The sequence below is a fragment of the Acinetobacter suaedae genome (genome assembly GCF_008630915.1).
GTDB classification, from domain to species: Bacteria; Pseudomonadota; Gammaproteobacteria; order Pseudomonadales; family Moraxellaceae; genus Acinetobacter; species Acinetobacter suaedae.
In genome coordinates this window covers 261,415-281,521 of the sequence record NZ_CP043909.1, presented here as the reverse complement: position 1 = coordinate 281,521, position 20,107 = coordinate 261,415, and the positions used below count along the sequence as shown (strand labels likewise).

Annotated in this window: 16 protein-coding genes and 2 tRNA genes; 6 read left to right on the top strand and 12 right to left on the bottom strand. The window is 41.4% G+C overall.

Features of this window, described 5'->3' with window-relative positions:
- Positions 1-7: 7 nt before the first annotated feature.
- The 5 genes from pilQ to F2A31_RS01310 all read right to left on the bottom strand — a co-directional run bounded on the left by pilQ (position 8) and on the right by F2A31_RS01310 (position 5,138).
- Positions 8-2,140: a type IV pilus secretin PilQ family protein gene (gene pilQ / locus F2A31_RS01330; protein ID WP_171490615.1), complete on the bottom strand. Its 2,133-nt coding sequence runs from the start codon at positions 2,138-2,140 to the stop codon at positions 8-10.
- Between the two features lie 61 nt (positions 2,141-2,201).
- Positions 2,202-2,729, bottom strand: a complete 528-nt coding sequence (locus tag F2A31_RS01325; RefSeq protein ID WP_150024853.1) for a pilus assembly protein PilP — start codon at positions 2,727-2,729, stop codon at positions 2,202-2,204.
- The gene (locus tag F2A31_RS01320) at positions 2,729-3,439 is read right to left on the bottom strand and encodes a type IV pilus inner membrane component PilO (protein WP_150024852.1); all 711 of its coding nucleotides are present in this window, start codon (positions 3,437-3,439) and stop codon (positions 2,729-2,731) included. The genes F2A31_RS01325 and F2A31_RS01320 overlap by 1 nt, the downstream gene beginning before the upstream one ends.
- Positions 3,436-4,080 carry a PilN domain-containing protein gene (locus F2A31_RS01315; protein ID WP_150024851.1) on the bottom strand — a complete coding sequence of 215 codons (645 nt, stop codon included), beginning with the start codon at positions 4,078-4,080 and terminating at the stop codon, positions 3,436-3,438. The genes F2A31_RS01320 and F2A31_RS01315 overlap by 4 nt, the downstream gene beginning before the upstream one ends.
- The gene (locus tag F2A31_RS01310; protein ID WP_150024850.1) at positions 4,080-5,138 is read right to left on the bottom strand and encodes a pilus assembly protein PilM; all 1,059 of its coding nucleotides are present in this window, start codon (positions 5,136-5,138) and stop codon (positions 4,080-4,082) included. Before F2A31_RS01310 ends, F2A31_RS01315 begins: the two co-directional genes overlap by 1 nt.
- Positions 5,139-5,300: 162 nt before the next feature.
- Here F2A31_RS01310 and ponA point away from each other — a divergent pair, with 162 nt between their 5' ends.
- A complete protein-coding gene (gene ponA, locus F2A31_RS01305; protein WP_150024849.1) occupies positions 5,301-7,895 on the top strand; it encodes a penicillin-binding protein PBP1a in 2,595 nt (864 codons plus the stop codon).
- 26 nt (positions 7,896-7,921) lie between these two features.
- Here the strand turns inward: ponA and F2A31_RS01300 are convergent, their stop codons facing one another.
- The 7 genes from F2A31_RS01300 to rsmH form a co-directional block, all read right to left on the bottom strand.
- Positions 7,922-8,740 (bottom strand): putative RNA methyltransferase, encoded by an 819-nt coding sequence (locus F2A31_RS01300; RefSeq protein WP_150024848.1) that lies wholly within the window; start codon positions 8,738-8,740, stop codon positions 7,922-7,924.
- A 62-nt stretch (positions 8,741-8,802) separates the two neighbouring features.
- The gene (gene mraY / locus F2A31_RS01295; protein ID WP_150024847.1) at positions 8,803-9,921 is read right to left on the bottom strand and encodes a phospho-N-acetylmuramoyl-pentapeptide-transferase; all 1,119 of its coding nucleotides are present in this window, start codon (positions 9,919-9,921) and stop codon (positions 8,803-8,805) included.
- The gene (locus tag F2A31_RS01290) at positions 9,922-11,322 is read right to left on the bottom strand and encodes a UDP-N-acetylmuramoyl-tripeptide--D-alanyl-D-alanine ligase (RefSeq protein WP_150024846.1); all 1,401 of its coding nucleotides are present in this window, start codon (positions 11,320-11,322) and stop codon (positions 9,922-9,924) included.
- A 22-nt stretch (positions 11,323-11,344) separates the two neighbouring features.
- A complete protein-coding gene (locus F2A31_RS01285; RefSeq protein WP_150024845.1) occupies positions 11,345-12,844 on the bottom strand; it encodes a UDP-N-acetylmuramoyl-L-alanyl-D-glutamate--2,6-diaminopimelate ligase in 1,500 nt (499 codons plus the stop codon).
- Between the two features lie 7 nt (positions 12,845-12,851).
- Positions 12,852-14,681, bottom strand: a complete 1,830-nt coding sequence (gene ftsI, locus F2A31_RS01280) for a penicillin-binding protein PBP3 (RefSeq protein WP_150024844.1) — start codon at positions 14,679-14,681, stop codon at positions 12,852-12,854.
- Between the two features lie 10 nt (positions 14,682-14,691).
- Entirely contained in the window at positions 14,692-15,030 is a 339-nt protein-coding gene (ftsL, locus tag F2A31_RS01275) for a cell division protein FtsL (protein ID WP_150024843.1), read from the bottom strand.
- The gene (rsmH, locus tag F2A31_RS01270) at positions 15,030-15,953 is read right to left on the bottom strand and encodes a 16S rRNA (cytosine(1402)-N(4))-methyltransferase RsmH (protein ID WP_150024842.1); all 924 of its coding nucleotides are present in this window, start codon (positions 15,951-15,953) and stop codon (positions 15,030-15,032) included. Before rsmH ends, ftsL begins: the two co-directional genes overlap by 1 nt.
- A gap of 419 nt (positions 15,954-16,372) precedes the next feature.
- Here rsmH and F2A31_RS01265 point away from each other — a divergent pair, with 419 nt between their 5' ends.
- The 5 genes from F2A31_RS01265 to F2A31_RS01245 all read left to right on the top strand — a co-directional run bounded on the left by F2A31_RS01265 (position 16,373) and on the right by F2A31_RS01245 (position 20,097).
- Entirely contained in the window at positions 16,373-16,612 is a 240-nt protein-coding gene (locus F2A31_RS01265) for a DUF4179 domain-containing protein (protein ID WP_407643272.1), read from the top strand.
- A 106-nt stretch (positions 16,613-16,718) separates the two neighbouring features.
- Complete coding sequence (gene gltX, locus F2A31_RS01260; RefSeq protein WP_150024840.1) at positions 16,719-18,227, top strand: glutamate--tRNA ligase; 1,509 nt, start codon at positions 16,719-16,721, stop codon at positions 18,225-18,227.
- A 58-nt stretch (positions 18,228-18,285) separates the two neighbouring features.
- A tRNA-Ala gene (locus tag F2A31_RS01255) sits at positions 18,286-18,361 on the top strand.
- 133 nt (positions 18,362-18,494) lie between these two features.
- Positions 18,495-18,570 (top strand) — tRNA-Glu (locus F2A31_RS01250).
- Between the two features lie 111 nt (positions 18,571-18,681).
- The gene (locus F2A31_RS01245) at positions 18,682-20,097 is read left to right on the top strand and encodes an amino acid permease (RefSeq protein WP_150024839.1); all 1,416 of its coding nucleotides are present in this window, start codon (positions 18,682-18,684) and stop codon (positions 20,095-20,097) included.
- The last annotated feature ends 10 nt before the right edge of the window (positions 20,098-20,107 follow it).

The following is a 20,107-nucleotide window of genomic DNA, read 5'->3' as shown; positions in this document are numbered from 1 at the left end:
AAATATATTAATGATTTCTCGTCAAAGTGTCATTAACAATTCTCGGTGTCACAAAAATAAGCAGTTCACGTTTATTGTCTGTTTTCAGATCTCGACGGAAAAGCCTTCCGACATAAGGAAGATCCCCCAAAAATGGAACTTTGATTTGCGAGCTGATATTTTCTTGCTCAAAAATCCCTCCAAGCACCACAGTTTCACCATTATCAACCAACACGTTAGTATCAATTGAGTTCTTGCTAATTGTTAGCTGACCTGTTGGTGTCGGGTTACTTGGCGCATCCTTGGTAATATTGAGTTTCATCATGACTTTTCCATCTGGCGTGATGCTTGGTGTCACATCCAAACTCAATGTTGCATCAATAAACTCCGTCTTAGGTACCGCATTTGCGCCTGCACCAGTTGAAGAGGAATATGGAATCTTTGTTCCTGATTCAATTTTTGCAGGTTGTTTATCTGCAGTCATTACTTTTGGTGTTGAAATGACTTCACCATAACCATCTGCTTGCACTGCCGACAGTTCTAAATCCAACATAAAATCAGAGAGACTAATTAAGCCAAAAGCAATACGGCTTGCGCCTGCAGTCGTCGCCCCCAAATCCACATTTAAATTATCAGGACGTTCGATTTCATACTTCCACCCACCAGTCTCACTGTCTTTCTTAGGCTCTCTTAGATTCCACAACGTAGTATCACTACCACCAACCAGCAAATCATTATTTCGAGTGATACCTTGAGACAAGATTCCCCACTTCACCCCCATTTCCTTCGTAAAGTCAGTGCTTGCTCGAACAATGCGGGCTTCGATCATAACTTGCTTAACAGAGACATCCAGCAAATCAACCATCTTACGGATCTTGTCAATATTTTGAGCAGTATCATTTACAATTAAAGTATTGGTTCGTACATCAGCCACTGCACTACCACGTGGACTTAACAAACTTTCCAGTGCGAGTGAATCTGAATTCGCAGTACGATTTGATGCCCCAGCCTTACCGTCACGAGAATCTTCAATCAGCTTTAAGATATCCGCCGCTTTGGCATAACTCAGCTTGATATACTCTGATTGGATCGGCGCGAGCTTCACACTCTGAGCGATGGCTTTTGCCTCTTCTTCCTCAGCCTTGATCAGTTCTGCCACTGGTGCAATCCAAATCACATTACCATTACGACGCTTATCCAAGTTTTTAGTTTTCAGCACGATATCCAAGGCCTGATCCCAAGGAACATCCTTTAAACGTAAAGTGATATTACCTTGTACAGTATCCGCAGCCACCATGTTGATATTGGTAAAATCTGCGAGTAACTGTAATACGCGTCGCACTTCAATATCTTGGAAGTCTAAGGAAATTTTATTGCCTGTATAAGTCTGAGATTTTGCTTTTAATGGTGATTTTTCTTCAGGTCGTTTGAGGCTAATTGTAAGTTTATTTTCGGCTTGATAAGCCATATATTCATAACTACCTGCAGACTGAATGGTAATCACACCATTCCCTTTGTCATTGTAGGCATCAATACTTGCCACAGGAGTAGCGAAGTCATTGGTGTTTAAACGACGTGCTAAATGGGTAGGAATTTTATTCCCCATCGTACGCACAACAATTTTACTACCTTGTTGCTGTACATCCACAGGGGTATTACTGCCCAATAAATCAATCACAACGAGGCCTTCACCTTGATTACCGCGCTGGAAACCAATATTAGAAACCCCTTGTTGTACTTGACGTGCAGTGGTCGATACAGGACTCACAATAGCAGGACGAGCTGAATTAATTTTTAGAATAAAGGTATTGCCTTCAACACGTGTAGTAAAAGCGCCAGCATCTTTTAGATTCACAATCACTCGTGAGCGCTGATCATCAGCAGCAACTTCAACCGAACTAGCCTCATTGGTTGCAACAGGGATAGACGTTTGTTTTAACGTTTGTTTAGCTTTATCAAAATCCAAAATCAAACGAGAAGGCTGTTCAAGTTGATATGCTTGTGGCTGTGGTGGCAGACCATTAAACATGACACGAATCTCAGTCCCCTGATCCGCCAAACCCATAGGCACAATATTAGTCATGTTTACTTGTGCTGAAGCTACTTGCATTACTGCTATAGCAACAGCACCCATAGAAAATTGACGGAATGCACGATTCATGGTCTTCGCTTCCCCAAATAAAGAATATTTAAACTGTTTTTTCATTGTTATTCCCTTAATCTTACGGCGCAGGTCCAATTAAAACGAGTGTTCTTGGTCTCTCAACATAACCCTCTCGCCCATCAGGAACGATCTCAACCAAATCAATTTGTGTTGGACTAATTTTAATAATACGCCCTTGATTCATCCCTAAATAACTCCCTACTTGTACTCGCTCAATTTGTCCATCTGGCGTCTGAATCAGTGCAAGGGTTTCATTTGTTCGGCCACGCATACTACCTTTCATATTTAGAGACTCTAAGGCATAACTCTCTAAAGGCTGAGGTTGGCGATTAAAATTAGGATAAACACGTTTTCCTGCCATGATTTTTAATTCAGCAGCCAATGAACTTGGCATGAACGGACTTTTAAGCTGATGCGCTGAATAATTAAATAAAGGGACTGGCATAAAGACAGGTGCAGGCTCAATAGGCAATGGCGGTTGATTGCGAATCTCAGCCATTTTTTGATTCACCGAATCAATACGAGAATCACACCCAACACCTCCAAGCGTAACTAATAATAAAAGTAATAACTTATAATTATTCATTAACGTTGTCCCCCTTGAACAGGTGTGCTTTCAGCCTGATCATCTGCACCAACATAACGATAGGTTTTTGCTTTAACTGTATAATGAACAACAGGAATATCTGATTTTTTCTGCGTATCTTCTTTCGCTTCAACCGTGAAATCATGTAAAGTCACAATTCGAGGTAATGAGGCAATCCCTGTCGCAAAAGCACCAAAAGCGTGATAATCACCTGTCGCTTCTAAGCTAATTGGCTGTTCAATAAAGAACTCTTGTCTAATTTCTTTTTCTAAACGAATGTTTTTAAATTTCAGACCAGAATTTACTCCCGTTAAGTTCATATCCTCAACCAAGCTTGGAATTTCCGTCTCTTTTGGTAATTGTTCAAGTTGCTGATTGAAATTCGCTTCCATTTCTTGCAACTGAGTTTGATATTGCTGCAAATTACGTAATTTAGATTCCTTTTCTCTAAATTCATTTAACAGACTTTGTTCACGTGCTTGAGCATTCGCAATAGTTTGTAACTGTTTTTGGATGACTAAAAAATACCCCAATGCAGCGACAGCCAACAAAATAAAAATCCAACACGTCACTTTCACCGACCATGGCCAACTGCCATAGTTATTCATGTCCAAGGTATTAAACTGCTGGAAAAACTGCTCAACTGTCATCTTCTTTTTCTTAACAGCTGCACCTTCTTGATTAAGATCATTCAATTCATCTTGGCTCATTGTGCGCCTCCCACTGTTGCTGATGCAGCTGTATCCGAAGCAGAGTCATTCGCTACCGTGGTTCCAATTTCACCCAAATCTACAGTAACAACGAAACTTCCATAATTTTCTTCAACACGAGGAACTAAAGAACTAACCGCTTTATCTTTTTTCTCTTCTGATGCCAAAAAGGAGTTCATAAATGCATTCCGATACCACGGAGAAGCTTCTAAATTACGTAGTAACTCAGCAACCGTATTTGGACTTTCTGCCTTTCCTTCAATCGTAAATTTATCACCTGTACGCGTAAACTTAGTGATATACATTGTCGGCGGAGTTACACGAACCAACTCATCCACTAAACGAACGATAACTGGTCGCTGGCCTTGAAGACCTTGAATTAACTTCATACGCTCAATAATCGCATTACGACGCTCTTGCAAGCCCTCCAGCGATTTCAACTGTACATCTAAGTTTTGATTGGTACTTACAATAAATTGATTTGCTTGTTCTTGATCATTGAGTTTATGGTCAAAATACATCCATGCTGTAAATACAGATGCAATCCCTAAAGCAGCTACCCCAACGCAAAATGCAATAAATTGTTTCTTTCTTTGTTCTCTTAGCTCATCGCGCCAAGGGAGTAAATTAATCTTTGCCATTAATCAAAACTCCTCAATGCCAAACCACATGCAACCATCAATGAGGACGCATCATTTTCAATTTTTTTAATATCGATTTGTGGAGAAAAACCCATTTGTAGGAATGGATTGGCAATTGTCACTCGGTAACCGAGTTTTTGTTGTAATAACTTCGCTAGGCCAGGAATATTCGCATTTCCGCCAGCAAGCAAGATATGATCAATTTCATTAAATTGAGATGATGAAAAGAAGAATTGTAGTGAACGTGCTGCCTGTTGCACTACAGCATCCAAAAACGGCTCCAACACTTCAATATCATAATCATCTGGAAGCGTTCTTTCTTTTTTTGCCCGACCCGCTTCTTCAAAAGATAAACCATAACGACTTTGAATATCTTGTGTTAGCTGTCGACCACCAAAAACCTGCTCACGTGTGTAGATAATTTTGCCTTTCTGCATCACAGACAATGTGGTCATGGTATGACCGATATCTAAGATACCAACGGTATTTGCCCCCATAGGAAGTGTATCGGCAAAGACACTAAATGCTCGCTCCATTGCATAGCTTTCAACATCTGCAGTTTTAGCAGTTAATCCTGCAAGTTCGAGTACTTCAACACGGGTGTCAACATTTTCGGTACGTGTTGCAACAAGTAATACATTTACCCGATTTGGATTGTTTAATCGATCAGGCAAAACTTCAAAGTCTAAACTTACTTCATCTAATGGGAACGGAATGTATTGCTCAGCATCCATACGAATTTGAACTTCTCGCTCATCATCCGTCATGTCAGCATCCATTTCTATAATCTTATTGATGACCATAGATGTTGGAACTGCCATCGCGACATTACTGGTATGCGGATTTGCAAGGTTTACCACTCTTTCAAGCGCATCACCAACTGCTTCTGGGTTCAGAATGCTTTTTTCCACCACACTATTTTCAGGCAGTGGCATCACGGCATAACTTTCAACCCAATATCTACCGTTCTTTACAGAGAGCTCCAATAATTTCACGGTTGTCGAACTGATATCGACCCCCACTAACCCCTTATTTGGTTTACGATATAACCTGAGCACAATACTTTCCTATTTATTTTTTTATCCCCAAAAAATACAACATACTAATTTGTTTTGGTCTTTAATAATACGGATACAATATCTCATCTAACAATCCGCATGTCTAAAGGATATACTGACCACAATTAGTTTGCCATTCGCTCTTATTAAAACTTACTTATTATGAAAAAGCTATCCAGTTCTGGTATTGTTCGCCCATTTTTTTTGATCCTGATTATTATCTTAGTCTCACTTCCAATGGGATTTTATGGCATGTATCTCTATCTGGCACCTTCTTTGCCTGATATGAGTTCACTAAAAAAGGCGCCTCTCATAAAACCATTGCAGGTCTACACAGCAGATAATCAGTTGATTGCAGAATATGGCGGAAACCTTTCTATTCCTGTTGAATATGAACAAATTCCACCCACCTTTATTCATGCATTCTTGGCTGCTGAAGATTCATCATTTTTTGAGCATAGTGGTATCAGTTTTAAAGGCCTCGGGAGAGCGATAACCGAGTCAATTACTGGTTCTGATGTTCAAACAGGTGGTTCAACGATCACCATGCAGGTAGCGAAAAATTATTATTTAAGTCCAGAGCGAACGCTTCGACGCAAGCTGACAGAAGTCTTTCTTGCACGCAAAATTGAGCAGAAATTAACCAAGCAAGAGATTTTGAGTTCTTATGTAAACAAAATCTTTTTGGGTAAAAATGCCTATGGTATTGCTGCTGCAGCTCGCATCTATTACAACAAAGAAATTAATGAGTTGAGCACTGCGCAAATGGCGATGATCGCAGGATTACCAAAGGCTCCTTCTCGATATAATCCTGTTGCCAATCCTCAACGTGCACTTGAACGCCGTAACTGGATTCTTGGTCGCATGTTGCAACTCGGCTACATCAACCAATCCCAATATCAAAAAGCTGTCGCGGAACCAATCAACTTAAATATGGTTGATCGGTCTGTAACCAATGTCTTTCCTTATGTCGGTGAAATGGTTCGTTCTGAATTAGTAAAACATTTTGGTGAACAAGCTATCGATTCTGGCTATAAAGTCTATACGACTATTGATAGCAACCGCCAACGTTATGCTGAGCAAGCACTCCAAGATGGATTAGAAGCATATGATCGACGTCATGGTTGGCGTGGTCCAGAAGCACATGATCAACCACTGAACCAATTTATGGCCTTTGCCAATACAGTTCCAGCGCAAGTGACCAAGGTAAATAACAACTCTTTTGAAGCCTTATTACAAGACGGATCGACTGTTACTGTAAATTGGTCAGGCATGTCATGGGTTCGCCCTTATCGTAATGTCAATAGTGTAGGTGGTGCGCCATCAAATGCCTCACAAATTGTTAAAGTAAAAGATATTGTTCGCTTACGTCCAAACAAAGATAAAACAGCTTGGGCTTTAACCCAAATTCCTAAAGTTCAAGGACAATTGATTGCGTTAAATCCAAATGATGGCGCAATAGAAGCTGTTGTTGGAGGATATAACTTTTATCATTCTAAATTTAACCGTGCCATCCAAGGGTGGCGTCAACCAGGCTCAACAATCAAACCTTTTGTGTATGCACTTGCCTTAGAGCGTGGTATGACTCCATATAGCATGGTCAATGACAGCCCCATTACCATTGGAAAATGGTCACCAAGAAACTCTGATGGGCGCTATCTTGGCATGATTCCATTACGACGTGCGTTATACCTATCTCGAAATACAGTTTCAGTGCGCTTACTACAAAATGTTGGGATCGAACGCACACGTCAGTTATTCATGGATTTCGGACTTCAAGACGATCAAATTCCTCGTAACTATACGATTGCCCTAGGTACACCACAGGTACTCCCTGTTCAAATGGCAACAGGTTATGCAACTTTTGCCAATGGTGGTTACCGCATCCAACCCCATTTTATTCAACGCATTGAAGATGTTACTGGTAAAGTAATTTACACAGCCAAACCCGAATATGCTTGCATCCCATGTATAAGTAAAAACGCTGCAATCAAAACAAAGCAAACCGATACAGCCGATGAACAACAAACTCATGTTACCGAGATTACCAATCAAAGTTTAGAACAGACTGCCGCTGCTTCTGAAACTGTTGAAAACACAAATCAGCCAGAGCAACCAATTAAAAACAGCAGTGATTACCGTCAAGCACAACGCATTATAAAATCTAGCTCTGCCTATGATATGGCGAACATCTTGCGTGATGTTATTCAACACGGTACTGGACGTGCAGCTTTAAAAATAGGACGTGATGATTTAGGTGGTAAAACAGGTACAACCAACGATGCTAAAGATGCTTGGTTTGCTGGTTTTAATGGCAATCTTGTAGCCATTGCATGGGTTGGATTCGATCAACCTCGTACACTCGGTCGTAGAGAATATGGTGGGGTAGCTGCGCTTCCAATTTGGACAAACTTTATGGCAAACGCCCTAAAAGATACGCCTTCTGCATGGGTAAAACTAGATAAGGATGCGAAAGATCCAATCTCGCATGATCAATTACAGGTTCAGCAGAATCAAGATCGCAAAGAGTACCGTGCCTCTCCACCATTGGCTCGCCCACTTTATCGCCCTGCGCCTCCTGCACCGCCATCATCTGCTCAACGTGATTTTTCAGACTTATCTGAAACAAACTCCAACACAGAGCAACCGATCACTCCAACACGCAAGGCTCCACCCAACATGGGGTCAACAACTCAAAATACAGCACCTCAAAGAGAGCGTGATGGTATTGAAAATTTAATTAATCAAATTCAATAGCTACACAGCTCAATGTCAAAAAGCCATCAAATTGATGGCTTTTTATTTTTCTCAAATACATAAATCTGAAAAGCAGCAGTGACAGCAAATTGCTGTGCTTGCTCTAGCTTCATACGTCGCTCAGGATTTGCTTTATAAGCATAAGGTGTCATTGCAATTAAGTTTTTTAATGCATATTGATCTAAAAGCATGGGGGCTTCAATGCATTGTGATTGTGTTAGATTAAACTGCACCGCCAACTGTTCCACAAATTTCTGAGGTTCATGTAAGGTGACCTGTTCAAACAAGGCTTCACGCAATTCGTATAAATGTCTTGGCGCTGGTGTAACGACAATGAGATGCCCCTGCTCCCTTAGCACACGAACAATTTCATTTTGAGGAATTGGACTAAATAAGCTAGTACATACATCAATAGCATGATCTTGTACAGGTAAGGTTGCTCCTGTACCGACAGCCCAAGTAATATTCGAATTTAACTTGGCTGCACGCTGTATGGCTGTTTTGGCAATATCCACCCCAATACACCGCTCTGTGCACATTTGCATTGCACTCGTATAATACCCTTCACCACAACCAATATCTAAGACTGATTTAGGTTGTAGTTGCTGTAACAATGCAACCACAGCATGCTGTAAGGGCTGATAAAATCCTGCTTGTAAAAATTCTCGACGTGCCAATACCGACTCAGGTGTATCCCCAGGTGTTTTACTGTGCTTATGTTGCACCACATGTAAATTAACATAACCTTGTTTAGCCACATCATAGCTATGACCACTCTCACATCGCCATGTATGTTCTACCAAGTGTAGAGCTTGGCGACATACTGGACACATCAATAAACTCATTCATTTCCTCCAAACATAAAAAAAGCTGGTATTTTCACCAGCTTCTTTCTTTGAATCGTGGCTTAACGTAATTTTAAGGTCATTAATCCTAAAACCACTAAGAAAATCGTAATAATCCAAAAACGGATAACAACCTGCGTTTCTTTCCAACCTTGTTTTTCATAGTGATGATGCAAAGGTGCCATTAAGAACACACGCTTATTTCGCATACGCAATGAGCCAATCTGTAAGAAAACAGAAATTGCTTCCATGACGAAAACACCGCCCATAATTGCAAATACAATTTCCTGACGCACCATGACCGCAATGGTACCCAACATTGCACCCAATGCTAAAGCACCAACATCTCCCATGAAAACCTGCGCAGGGTGGGCATTGTACCAAAGGAATGCCAAACCAGCACCCACCATTGCCGAACAGATTACTACCAGCTCAGATGTATATTTCACATAAGGAATATGCAGATAATTTGCAAAGCGAATATCACCCGATAAATAAGCAAATACCCCCAGACCAGCAGCAACCATCACAATTGGCATAATCGCTAAGCCATCTAATCCATCAGTTAGATTAACCGCATTCGAAGCACCATTGATCACCAAGTAAGTAAAAGCAATAAATGCCAAACCAAATGGAATTGCAGAAAGTGGAATTGAAAGATTCTTAAAGAATGGAATCAACAAATCTAACATGTTTGCCGTATGTACAGCACTATCCTGTTGTTTTGCAATCACATAAAGTGCTACACCTGCGCCAAGCGCAGCCAGTGACGTCCAAAAGAACTTTTTGCGAGCAGGTAACCCTGCATTATCTTTATAGCGAATTTTGATCCAGTCATCGGCCCAACCGACTGCACCGAACACCACCATCACGCCTAACACAATCCAAACATAAGGATTTGATAGGTCAGCCCATAGCAAGGTACTAATCCCGATTGAGAGTAAGATCAAAATCCCTCCCATCGTAGGTGTCCCCATTTTCTTGGCATGGTTTTCAGGCGCAAAAGAGCTGACTGCTTGACCATATTTTAATGCTTGTAATTTACGAATCATTATCGGCCCAAGAAATAATCCGATCATCAACGCAGTCAATACACTCAACAAAGAACGTAATGTTAAATAACGAACAACTTGGAACGAGCTGTTATAACCCGCCAATTGCTCAAACAACCATAGCAACATTTAAATTTTCTCCATCAAATCAGCCATCAACGTTTCCATATGGGTATAACGAGACCCTTTAAATAGGAAACTCATTGACTGGGGTTGATGTGTTTGGACTAAATTAATTAAAAACGGTAAAGCGTCTGCCTGTGTTGCAAATGCATGTAAATTTTCTGCACGTTCAGCGCCTTGTTGAGCTGCTTCTGCAAATTCACCAACCACAACCAAATGATCTAGGGGGAATGAAATCAAATCACGCCCCAAATCATGGTGTTCTTGCCAACTGCTCTCACCCAACTCCCCAATATCCCCCATCACCATGACTTTTAAGCCCTGCTGTTGTAGTAAGACCTTTGCTGCGGCGCGCATTGAGGTTGGATTCGCATTATAAGTATCATCAATAAAAAGATGATTTTGATGTTGAATAAAGTTCAAACGCCCTTTGGCCCCTTGTGCTTGCTCCAAACCTTGAACAATATCATCCAAAGGTATACCAATCGCTAATGCAAAGGCAGTTGCTGCCGTTGCATTCTGCACATTATGTGCACCAGCAAATGGCAGGTTGACTGCTCTCGAACCTTCTGGCGTATGTAGGTTAAATTGTGCAGACTGCGGATTCAGCTGAATCTCCGTTGCGTACACATCACCACCCTCACCAAAACTCAGGATTGGATGATTGCCTGCATTTTGACGAATAGTGGTGGTGAAATCATCATCTGAAGGAACAATTGCAGTCCCGTCAGGTAGGATATGTGCATAAATTTCGGACTTAGCACGACAAATTCCATCACGCCCACCAAACTCACCCAAATGGGCAGTTCCAATATTCAAAATTCCTGCAACATGTGGCTGGACTAAATTAGACGTATAATCAATCTCACCTTGGTGATTCGCACCCAACTCCATTACAGCAAATTGGTGCTCTGGGCGGAGTTCAAGCAACATCATCGGCACACCCAAATCATTATTCAGGTTACCTCGTGTAATTAAGGTCGGCGCTAAACGAGACAATATACTGCCCAACATCTCTTTAGTGGTGGTTTTCCCACTACTTCCGGTCAAAGCGATGACTTTCAACTGCTGATTTTGTTGACGGCGATACGCCCCTAGGTGACCTAAGGCAACTCGAGTATCTTTAACAATCAATTGTGCAATGTCTGCATTTATTATTGGGCGCTCTACAATAACAACCTGACATCCTTGAGCTGCAACTTGCACAACAAAATCATGTGCATCAAAACGCTCGCCTTTTAAGGCGAGAAACGCATCGCCCATTTCCGCATGACGTGAATCCGTTAGAATGCGTTTAATTTCACCCTTCGGAAGATTCTGCTGAAACCATTCCCCTTGAGTCGCTTGTTGTAACTGTTCTGCTGTCCACGCTTCTAATGGAACAGTACTGGTTGTTGAGGTATGCATGGTTTTTATTTACCTTTTAACGCTATTGTGCAGAATAAGCAGAATCTACAGAGTGTGACTGAGCAGCAATCGCAGCCTGGACCTCAACCACATCATCAAACCAATGACGCACGCCATCAATTTCCTGATAGTTTTCATGCCCCTTTCCTGCAATCACCACAATGTCACCCGCTTGAGCTTGAGCAACGACAAATTTAATTGCTTCTCTACGATCATGAATTTCATGCACAACATGCTCAGCGAAATTAACACCCTGCTTCATGTCAGCAAAAATCTGTGTAGGATTCTCAGTTCGAGGGTTGTCTGAAGTCAAAACAACAGGATTCGCATGCTCAAGTGCTGCTTGTGTCATCAATGGACGCTTACCACGATCACGGTCACCACCACAACCAAATACGACCCAAAGTTGTCCTGTAACATGACGCTTCAATGTTGTTAGTACTTGAATCAAAGCATCAGGCGTATGTGCATAGTCCACCACAAACAAGCGATTTGCATCTTGAATCACTTGCATACGACCAGGTGCACCCTGAAGTTGTGGTACAAACTCAACTAAATCCGCCAAGTTGAATCCTGCACTCTCAGCAGCAATCAAACTTGCCAATAAATTTTCAACATTAAAATGCCCAAGCAATGGACTTTGAACTGAATACGACCCCGTTGGTGCAAGCAAGGTAAAATTCGCACCGCTTAAACGATATTCTAAATCGCCAATATAATAATCAGCCATCGCCTGAGTTAAAGAATAAGTTAGAATCTTCGGTCGAGATGGATTGGCTTTAGCCGCATCTAACATGAGTGTTGCATAAGCATCATCTAAATTAATCACAACAACCTTTAATGTAGTGAATTTAAATAGCAACGCTTTTGCTTCAGCATAAGCTTCTAATGTTCCATGATAGTCCAGATGATCGCGACTTAAATTACTGTAAACTGCTATTTCCAAATCGCAGCCATTCAGACGACCTTGTTCCAATCCATGTGAGCTTGCTTCCAATGCTACAAATCTTGCACCTTGTTTTGCATAATCATGCAAAGCATCTTGGAGTTGCAAAGCATCTAAGGTGGTATGTGTGGATGGGGTTAATTGGGGCAGAATTCCGTTACCTGTAGTGCCCATCACTGCACAACCTTTGCCTTGTGAGCTAATCAACTCAGCAATCAGGCGAGAAATCGTAGTTTTTCCATTAGTGCCTGTGACTGCAACCCCAATTAAAGGCTGCACTGGATCAACCGCCTGCAGATATTGTTTGTGCCATGCCCCCATCAAGTAACGTACTTCAGGACAAACCCACTCATTTTCTAGCCCTAATGCCATTTCACTGATTACTGTGAGAGCACCAGCATCCAAAGCATTTTGTGCAAATTGGCGTGTTCTTTCTGGTTGACTAAAACTATTTAAAGCAATAAAAATTTGTCCTGCTTTCACCTTCCGACTATCAAGACAAAAACCTTGAAAAGGTTGTGCATACCAAACCGCATCTATGCTGATCGGATGTATTTGTTGAAAACTAATCGACATAATTTACCTACGGATTGGTTTTTATAGAAGTATCTAGTGGCTTGTCTAAAGGTACATTAAGTAACCGCAATGACTCTTGCATAATTCTGGCAAATACAGGCGCTGCAACCAAACCACCATAATAACGACCTTGTGGGTTCTCTACGACAACAATCATTGCCAAACGAGGATCACTTACAGGCGCAACACCTGCAAACAAGGCACGATATTCGCTGTTCGAATAACCTTTACGGTCTGCACGAAGCTTATGTGCTGTTCCTGTTTTTCCACCAACGCGATAACCCGGAATAACGGCTTGTTTAGCCGTTCCACCTGGTAAGGTCACTTGTTCCAACATCATCAAGACTTGATCTGCGATCTTAGGATCGAGTACCTGTCGCCCTTCAGGTACTTGGTCAAGTTTATGTAGACTCAACGGCATTTCCACACCGTGATTTGCCAACATGGCATAACCTTGTGCAAGCTGCAAAATTGTCGCATTCAAACCATAACCATAGGCCATCGTACCTAATTGTGATGAGTTTAATTTATCGGCAGAATAGAGTAAGCCTGCACTTTCACCAGGAAATTTCACATCTGAGCGTTGACCAAATCCAGCTCGACGGAAGAAAGAAGGCAATGTCTCCTTAGGTAAGGATAATGCTAACTTGGCAGAACCAACGTTTGATGACTTTACAATAATTCCTGTCAAAGTCAGTGCACCATAGTTATGCGTATCACGAATGGTATGCCAGCCTAACCGCATTGTTCCCGGCGCTGTATTCACAATCGAATTCGGAGTGTACTGACCACTTTCTAATGCCGCGGCAACCGTAAACGGTTTCATGGTCGAACCAGGCTCAAACATGTCGATAGCACCGCGGTTACGCATCGCATCTTTATTGCTCAAACCGGCTTTATCATTTGGATTGTAAGATGGCCAACTGGTCATCGCCAAGATTTCACCCGTTTTAACATCAACAGCAATCGCAGTCGCAGAACGTGCATTATTTGCCACTCCTGCAGCTGTTAACTCTCGATACATAATGTATTGCAGACGTGAATCTATACTCAGCGTAATATTTTCACCAGACTCGACTTCTTTAATAACCTCAGAAACTTTTAAACGATTACCTTTTTTATCACGAATAATTTTTTGTTCGCCGTCTACACCCGCAAGACGGGTATTCAACTGCATTTCCAAGCCTTCAATTCCTCGCCCCTCACTATTGGTCAAGCCAATAATTTGAGCATTCGGTTGGGGTTGTGGATAATAGCGTTTATAGCTTTTCTCCGTATAAACTCCTTGGAAGTTATGCTTTAGAATCAAGTCAGCTTGTTGTGGTGGCACTTCGCGCTGTAACACCAAATAACGAGATCTTGCCCGATCCGCCATTTGTTTCTTTAACGTTTTACGATCAATCCCAACGACATCTGCCAATTCATCTAAATTTAGATTTTTATTCGGTAACTGCCGTTTTAATCGACGATTATTCGGATCTTTTTTAAGTTCTGCAGTAATCTCATCAAATTGGGTCTTGGCATCCCAATAGTCTCTCGGATCTATCACGATCTTCATGATCGGCGTACTTATTGCTAAAGGCACTCCATGGCGATCACTAATCACTCCACGCATTGCCTCTAAGCGCTCTGTCCGTAGAATATTTGCATTGGCCTTATTCTGGAGAAAATCTTTATTGATAACCTGTACATAGAAAGCACGTGCAACAATCACAATAAAACAGAATAATACCGCCCCCCAAAGCAAATAAAACCGCCACATATCCAAAGCCAGTGTTGGTTTAGCCGAAATGGATTGCTGTTTTTTTCGTGTTGGTTTATTTCGCTTATCTACCATACAGCGTGCCTTATTTGTCTTGCTTTGAAGTCGTTGGTAAAGAAATCACAACCGTTTGGGATGCAGGCGGTGAAAACATACGGAGTTGGGTCACAGCACGTGAGCCGATTTGTGCAGTTGCACCAAAAGTTTGCTGTTCAATCAACAAACGTCCCCACTCTGCATTCAGATCATCTCTTTCACGCATTTGCGCACTCAAATCACGATAATCATGTCTGTATTCAAACACTTGAAACACCACCATTAATGCACTTGTGAACACCAGTGCAACGAGTGCAGCATAAACAATCACTTTTTTAAGTCCTGTTTTACTGCTTGTTATCACCTCGTCATCATTTTTGTTGTTCATTATTTGCCTTTTTTCTCTAAACGCTCCGCCACACGTAACCATGCACTACGTGAACGAGGATTTGCTTTTACTTCTGCTTCACTCGCACGAATACGAGAAACCTTCTTCAAACGGCGAGTATCAACTTGTGCTTGAGGCATGCCCCAGCCGTGATCTTCAGCCAAACTTGATTCTTTTTGAATAAATTGTTTGATCAAACGATCTTCCAGAGAATGGAAGCTAATCACTGCCAATTGTCCTGCTGGTTTTAATAATTCTACAGCTTGCGGCAAAAATATCTCAATATCATCTAGTTCTTTGTTAATTGCAATGCGAATTGCTTGGAAAGTCCGAGTTGCTGGGTGTTTGTGTTTCTCCCATTTAGGGTGAGCTACTTTAACAATCTCAGCGAGTTGAGCTGTAGTTGTGATTTCACCAGCCAACTTAATTGCCTTTGCAATACGTCGGCTATAACGCTCTTCACCATATTGGTAAATAATATTGGCTAGTTTTTCTTCTTCAATTTCAAGTAGCCACTCTGCGGCGGTCAGACCTTGAGAATTATCCATGCGCATATCAAGAGGGCCATCTTGCATAAAGCTAAAACCACGTTCCGCTTGATCAAGCTGAGGAGAAGACACGCCAAGATCTGCCATAATTCCGTCAACTTCAACAATACCGATCTTGGCCAATTCAGCTTGAATATCTGCAAAACTGGCATGGATAATTTTAAAGCGAGGATCTTCTTGTTCTAACTGAGCTGCAACCTCGAGTGCCTGTGGGTCTTTATCAAAGGCATAAACACGTGCATTTTGATCAAGCTTAGAGAGTAGCAGCTTGGTATGACCACCACGACCAAAGGTTGCATCGACATAAACACCCGTGTCGCGACCTGCCAATACGCCATCAACCGTTTCGTGAAGTAAGACAGAAATATGCGACATAAGAGATAAATCAACAGCTAAAAATGTAACTGCACATTATCACCTTGTTTTAAGCTAGCACCAAACGACTTTTTGTAGAGAATTCTTAACTTTTCATAGGTAAAACCGTTTTTTATACCATTCAAGCTATCAATCCATGTTTTCTACACATTTGCTTGCTAAATTCACCTTGTATACAAAGTAGACGAACTGTTATAGTTAGTAGGTATTAATAGCTATAAATTTTATTATTTTTGTAAAAAGTGTGACGTAGTTCTACTTTTTTATTAAGATTTATGTTTGAATCGTATTATTAAAGCAATACTATATTTGCTTAGTTAGTCTTTTAGACTCAATTAATGAAGGGGATGTTAGCAATGCGAGCATTAGAAATGAAAAAAACATTATGCCTCAGTTTATTTTTAGTATGTTCTGTGCAAATGGGACATGCTGCCGCAATTAAAGAAAATAACAACCTAAAAACTATGGAAAAAACTGCATCACCAATTGTGAAGGCACTTGACCAACAAAAACGCAATACTGCGATGTTACCATCTACAGATGATGAGCTCAAAATGTTAAATACAATTCGGACAACACCGACTCAAACATTTTTTGCCAGTCAACATGAACGCTTTTCACGTTTTGTACAGACGATATTCCAACCGCACAATTCTTAATTTTTAAATATGTAACCCTTCGCATGTTTAAATCAAGCCTAGTCATGTCGTGACTAGGCTTTTTCGTTATAATAGCTTCAATTCTAATTTAACGTCCTGCTTACCTATGAAAGTTCGTACCCGTATTGCTCCCTCTCCTACAGGTTTTCCACATGTAGGTACTGCTTATATTGCATTATTTAATTTATGTTTTGCTAAACAGCACGGTGGTGAATTTATTTTACGTATTGAAGATACGGATCAACTGCGTTCAACACCTGAATCTGAAAAAATGATTTTAGACTCATTACGTTGGTTAGGTCTAAACTGGTCTGAAGGTCCGGATGTTGGAGGTCTACATGCGCCTTATCGCCAATCAGAACGCATGGGAATTTATAAACAATATGCGCTTGAATTGGTTGAAAAAGGTCATGCTTTCTACTGCTTTGCAACAGCAGAGGAGCTTGACCAAATGCGGGCGGAACAACAAGCTCGTGGTGAAACACCTAAATATGATGGTCGCGGCCTTAAACTCACACAAGAAGAAGTACAACAACGTTTAGCTGCAGGCGAACCACATGTCATTCGCATGAAAGTGCCAGAAGACGGTATCTGCAAAATCAATGATATGTTACGTGGTGAAGTTGAGATTCCATGGGCACAAGTAGACATGCAAGTGTTGTTAAAGACGGATGGACTACCAACTTATCACCTTGCCAACGTCGTTGATGATCATTTAATGCAAATCACACATGTATTACGTGGTGAAGAATGGTTACCATCAGCCCCTAAGCATCAATTACTGTATCAATACTTTGGTTGGGATATGCCAACGCTTTGTCACATGCCACTGTTGCGCAACCCTGACAAATCTAAACTATCTAAGCGTAAAAACCCGACTTCTATCAATTACTATCGCGACATTGGTGTCTTACCTGAAGCCCTCCTCAACTATCTCGGCCGTATGGGATGGTCAATGCCAGATGAGCGTGAAGTATTTACGCTGCAAGACATGATCGAGAACTTCGATGTACAACGTGTTTCATTGGGTGGACCAATCTTTGATGTTGAAAAGCTTAACTGGCTCAATGGTCAGTGGATTAAGGGCCTAACACCTGGACAACTCCTAGATCGTCTATTGTCATGGAAAAGTGATCGCCAAACCCTTGAAGATATTGCTGCCGCTATACAGCCTCGTATCAACTTATTCTCTGAAGCTGTGAATTGGGCAGGTTTTTACTTCAATCACATGCCGCAAATCAGTAAAGAACAATTTGAAAGCAAGAAATTAACTGAAGAGCAAGTTCGCCAAAGTTTACAGTTTGCGATTTGGCGTTTAGAAAGTCAGTTTACGTGGAATAACGATACGGTAAGTCAGACCTTAATGGATTTGGCAAATCAAATGGAGATTAAACTGCGCGATTTCATGCCAGCATTCTTTATTGCAATCGCGGGTTCAACAAGTTCAACCCCTGTGATGCAAGCAATGGTTACGCTTGGACCTGATTTAACCTTCGCACGTTTACGCCATGCCTTAGAAATCGTAGGCTCTCCAAGCAAGAAAGAATTGAAAGCTTGGGAAAAGCTAAACGAATCGCTAAAATTGCCGAAAAATGATGCAACTAGTGAAAATTAGTTCAATTTAATCATTGACGTGTGAGGGTAATCCCCCTAATATTGCCCTCACACAAACTGGGGCCATAGCTCAGTTGGTAGAGCGCTACAATGGCATTGTAGAGGTCAGCGGTTCGATCCCGCTTGGCTCCACCAAATTTTAAGACCAGAAAAGCAAAACTTTTCCTTAAGATTTAAAGCCTTGCGACATATATGTCTTATATACTGTACGCTAGCAAGTAAAGCTCTACAACGTGCAATTCGCTTTTGCACAAAAATCGCCTCATCTGTCCCTATCGTCTAGAGGCCTAGGACATCGCCCTTTCACGGCGGTAACCGGGGTTCGAATCCCCGTAGGGACGCCATATTCTTTATCTAATAATTATATTTTTCTCACAATCTTTCCATTAATCAGATTGCACATTTCCGAATTTTACATAAAATAGCCGCTTCTCCATGTTTGGACAAATTGTCGTATGCAATCTTCCAACTCAAATACTCATCAGGATCAAAATGCGCCACAAACATTAAAACGCGCAATGAGTACTCGCCACTTAGTGATGCTATCTCTCGGTGGTGCGATTGGCACAGGGTTATTCTTAGGTTCAGGCGAGGTCATCGCCCAAACAGGACCAATTGGGGCAATTGTTGCCTATATTTTAGGTGGTTTAATTGCCTATATGGTGATGTTGTGTCTCGGTGAACTTGCCGTACATATGCCTGTAGCAGGGTCTTTTGGTACATACGCAAAACACTATATCGGTCCAGGCACAGGTTATATGATCTCATGGCTCTATTGGCTGACATGGACTGCAACCTTAGGTACCGAATTTACTGCAGCAGCACTATTAATGCAGGAATGGTTTCCCCATATTTCAATGTGGATTTGGACGATTATCTTTGCAGTCACCATTTTCGGACTCAATCTCAGCTCCACTCGTATCTTTGCTGAATCTGAATTTTGGTTAGCCTTAGTCAAAGTCGTGACTGTCATTGCCTTTATTATTCTAGGATTGCTAGCCATTTTTGGTCTAATTCCCTTTGAGGGCAAAGAGTCAGCTCCGTTGTTTCATAACTTGACCTCACATGGCTGGTTTCCTCAAGGTCTCATTCCAATTTTCACCACAATGCTGATTGTTAACTTTGCCTTCTCTGGTACAGAGTTGATTGGGGTCGCTGCGGGTGAAACTAAAAATCCAGCTGTAAATGTTCCTAAAGCAATTAATGCAGCGATCTGGCGCTTATTAATCTTCTTTGTGGGTACCATTATCGTCATTAGCGCCTTATTGCCTTTTGAAATCGCAGGCTTGGGCGGTGAAGGCGTTAGTAGCAGCCCGTTCGTCACGGTATTTAATTATATTGGTATCCCATATGCAGATGATATCATTCGTTTCGTGATTATTACGGCGTTACTTTCTGCAGCAAACTCAGGACTCTATGCTGCTTCGCGTATGATGTGGTCCTTATCTGATCAACGTCAATTACCAAGCATTTTCTCAAAGCTATCTAAAGGCGGCACACCAATCATCGCACTTATTGTCACCATGTTTGGAGCGATACCTGGGCTTTTATCAGAGCACTATGCACCTGAAACCATTTTTAAAAATCTCTTAGGTGTCGCAGCATTTACGATGGTAATTGTATGGATGTGTATTTGTTGGAGTCAGTTTAATTTTAGACGACAATGGTACAAAGCAGGCTATACGGCAAAAGATCTAAAGTTCGCAGCACCATTATTTCCAATTGTTCCGATCTTAGGCTTTGTTTTCTGCTTAATCACAGGTTTAAGTATGGCAGCAGATCCAGAAATGCATGCTGGCTTTATTGCTTGTTTAATCTTTATCGCAGGATGTTATGTGAGCTATTACATGTTCTATCGTGATCGCACATAATACTCACCTA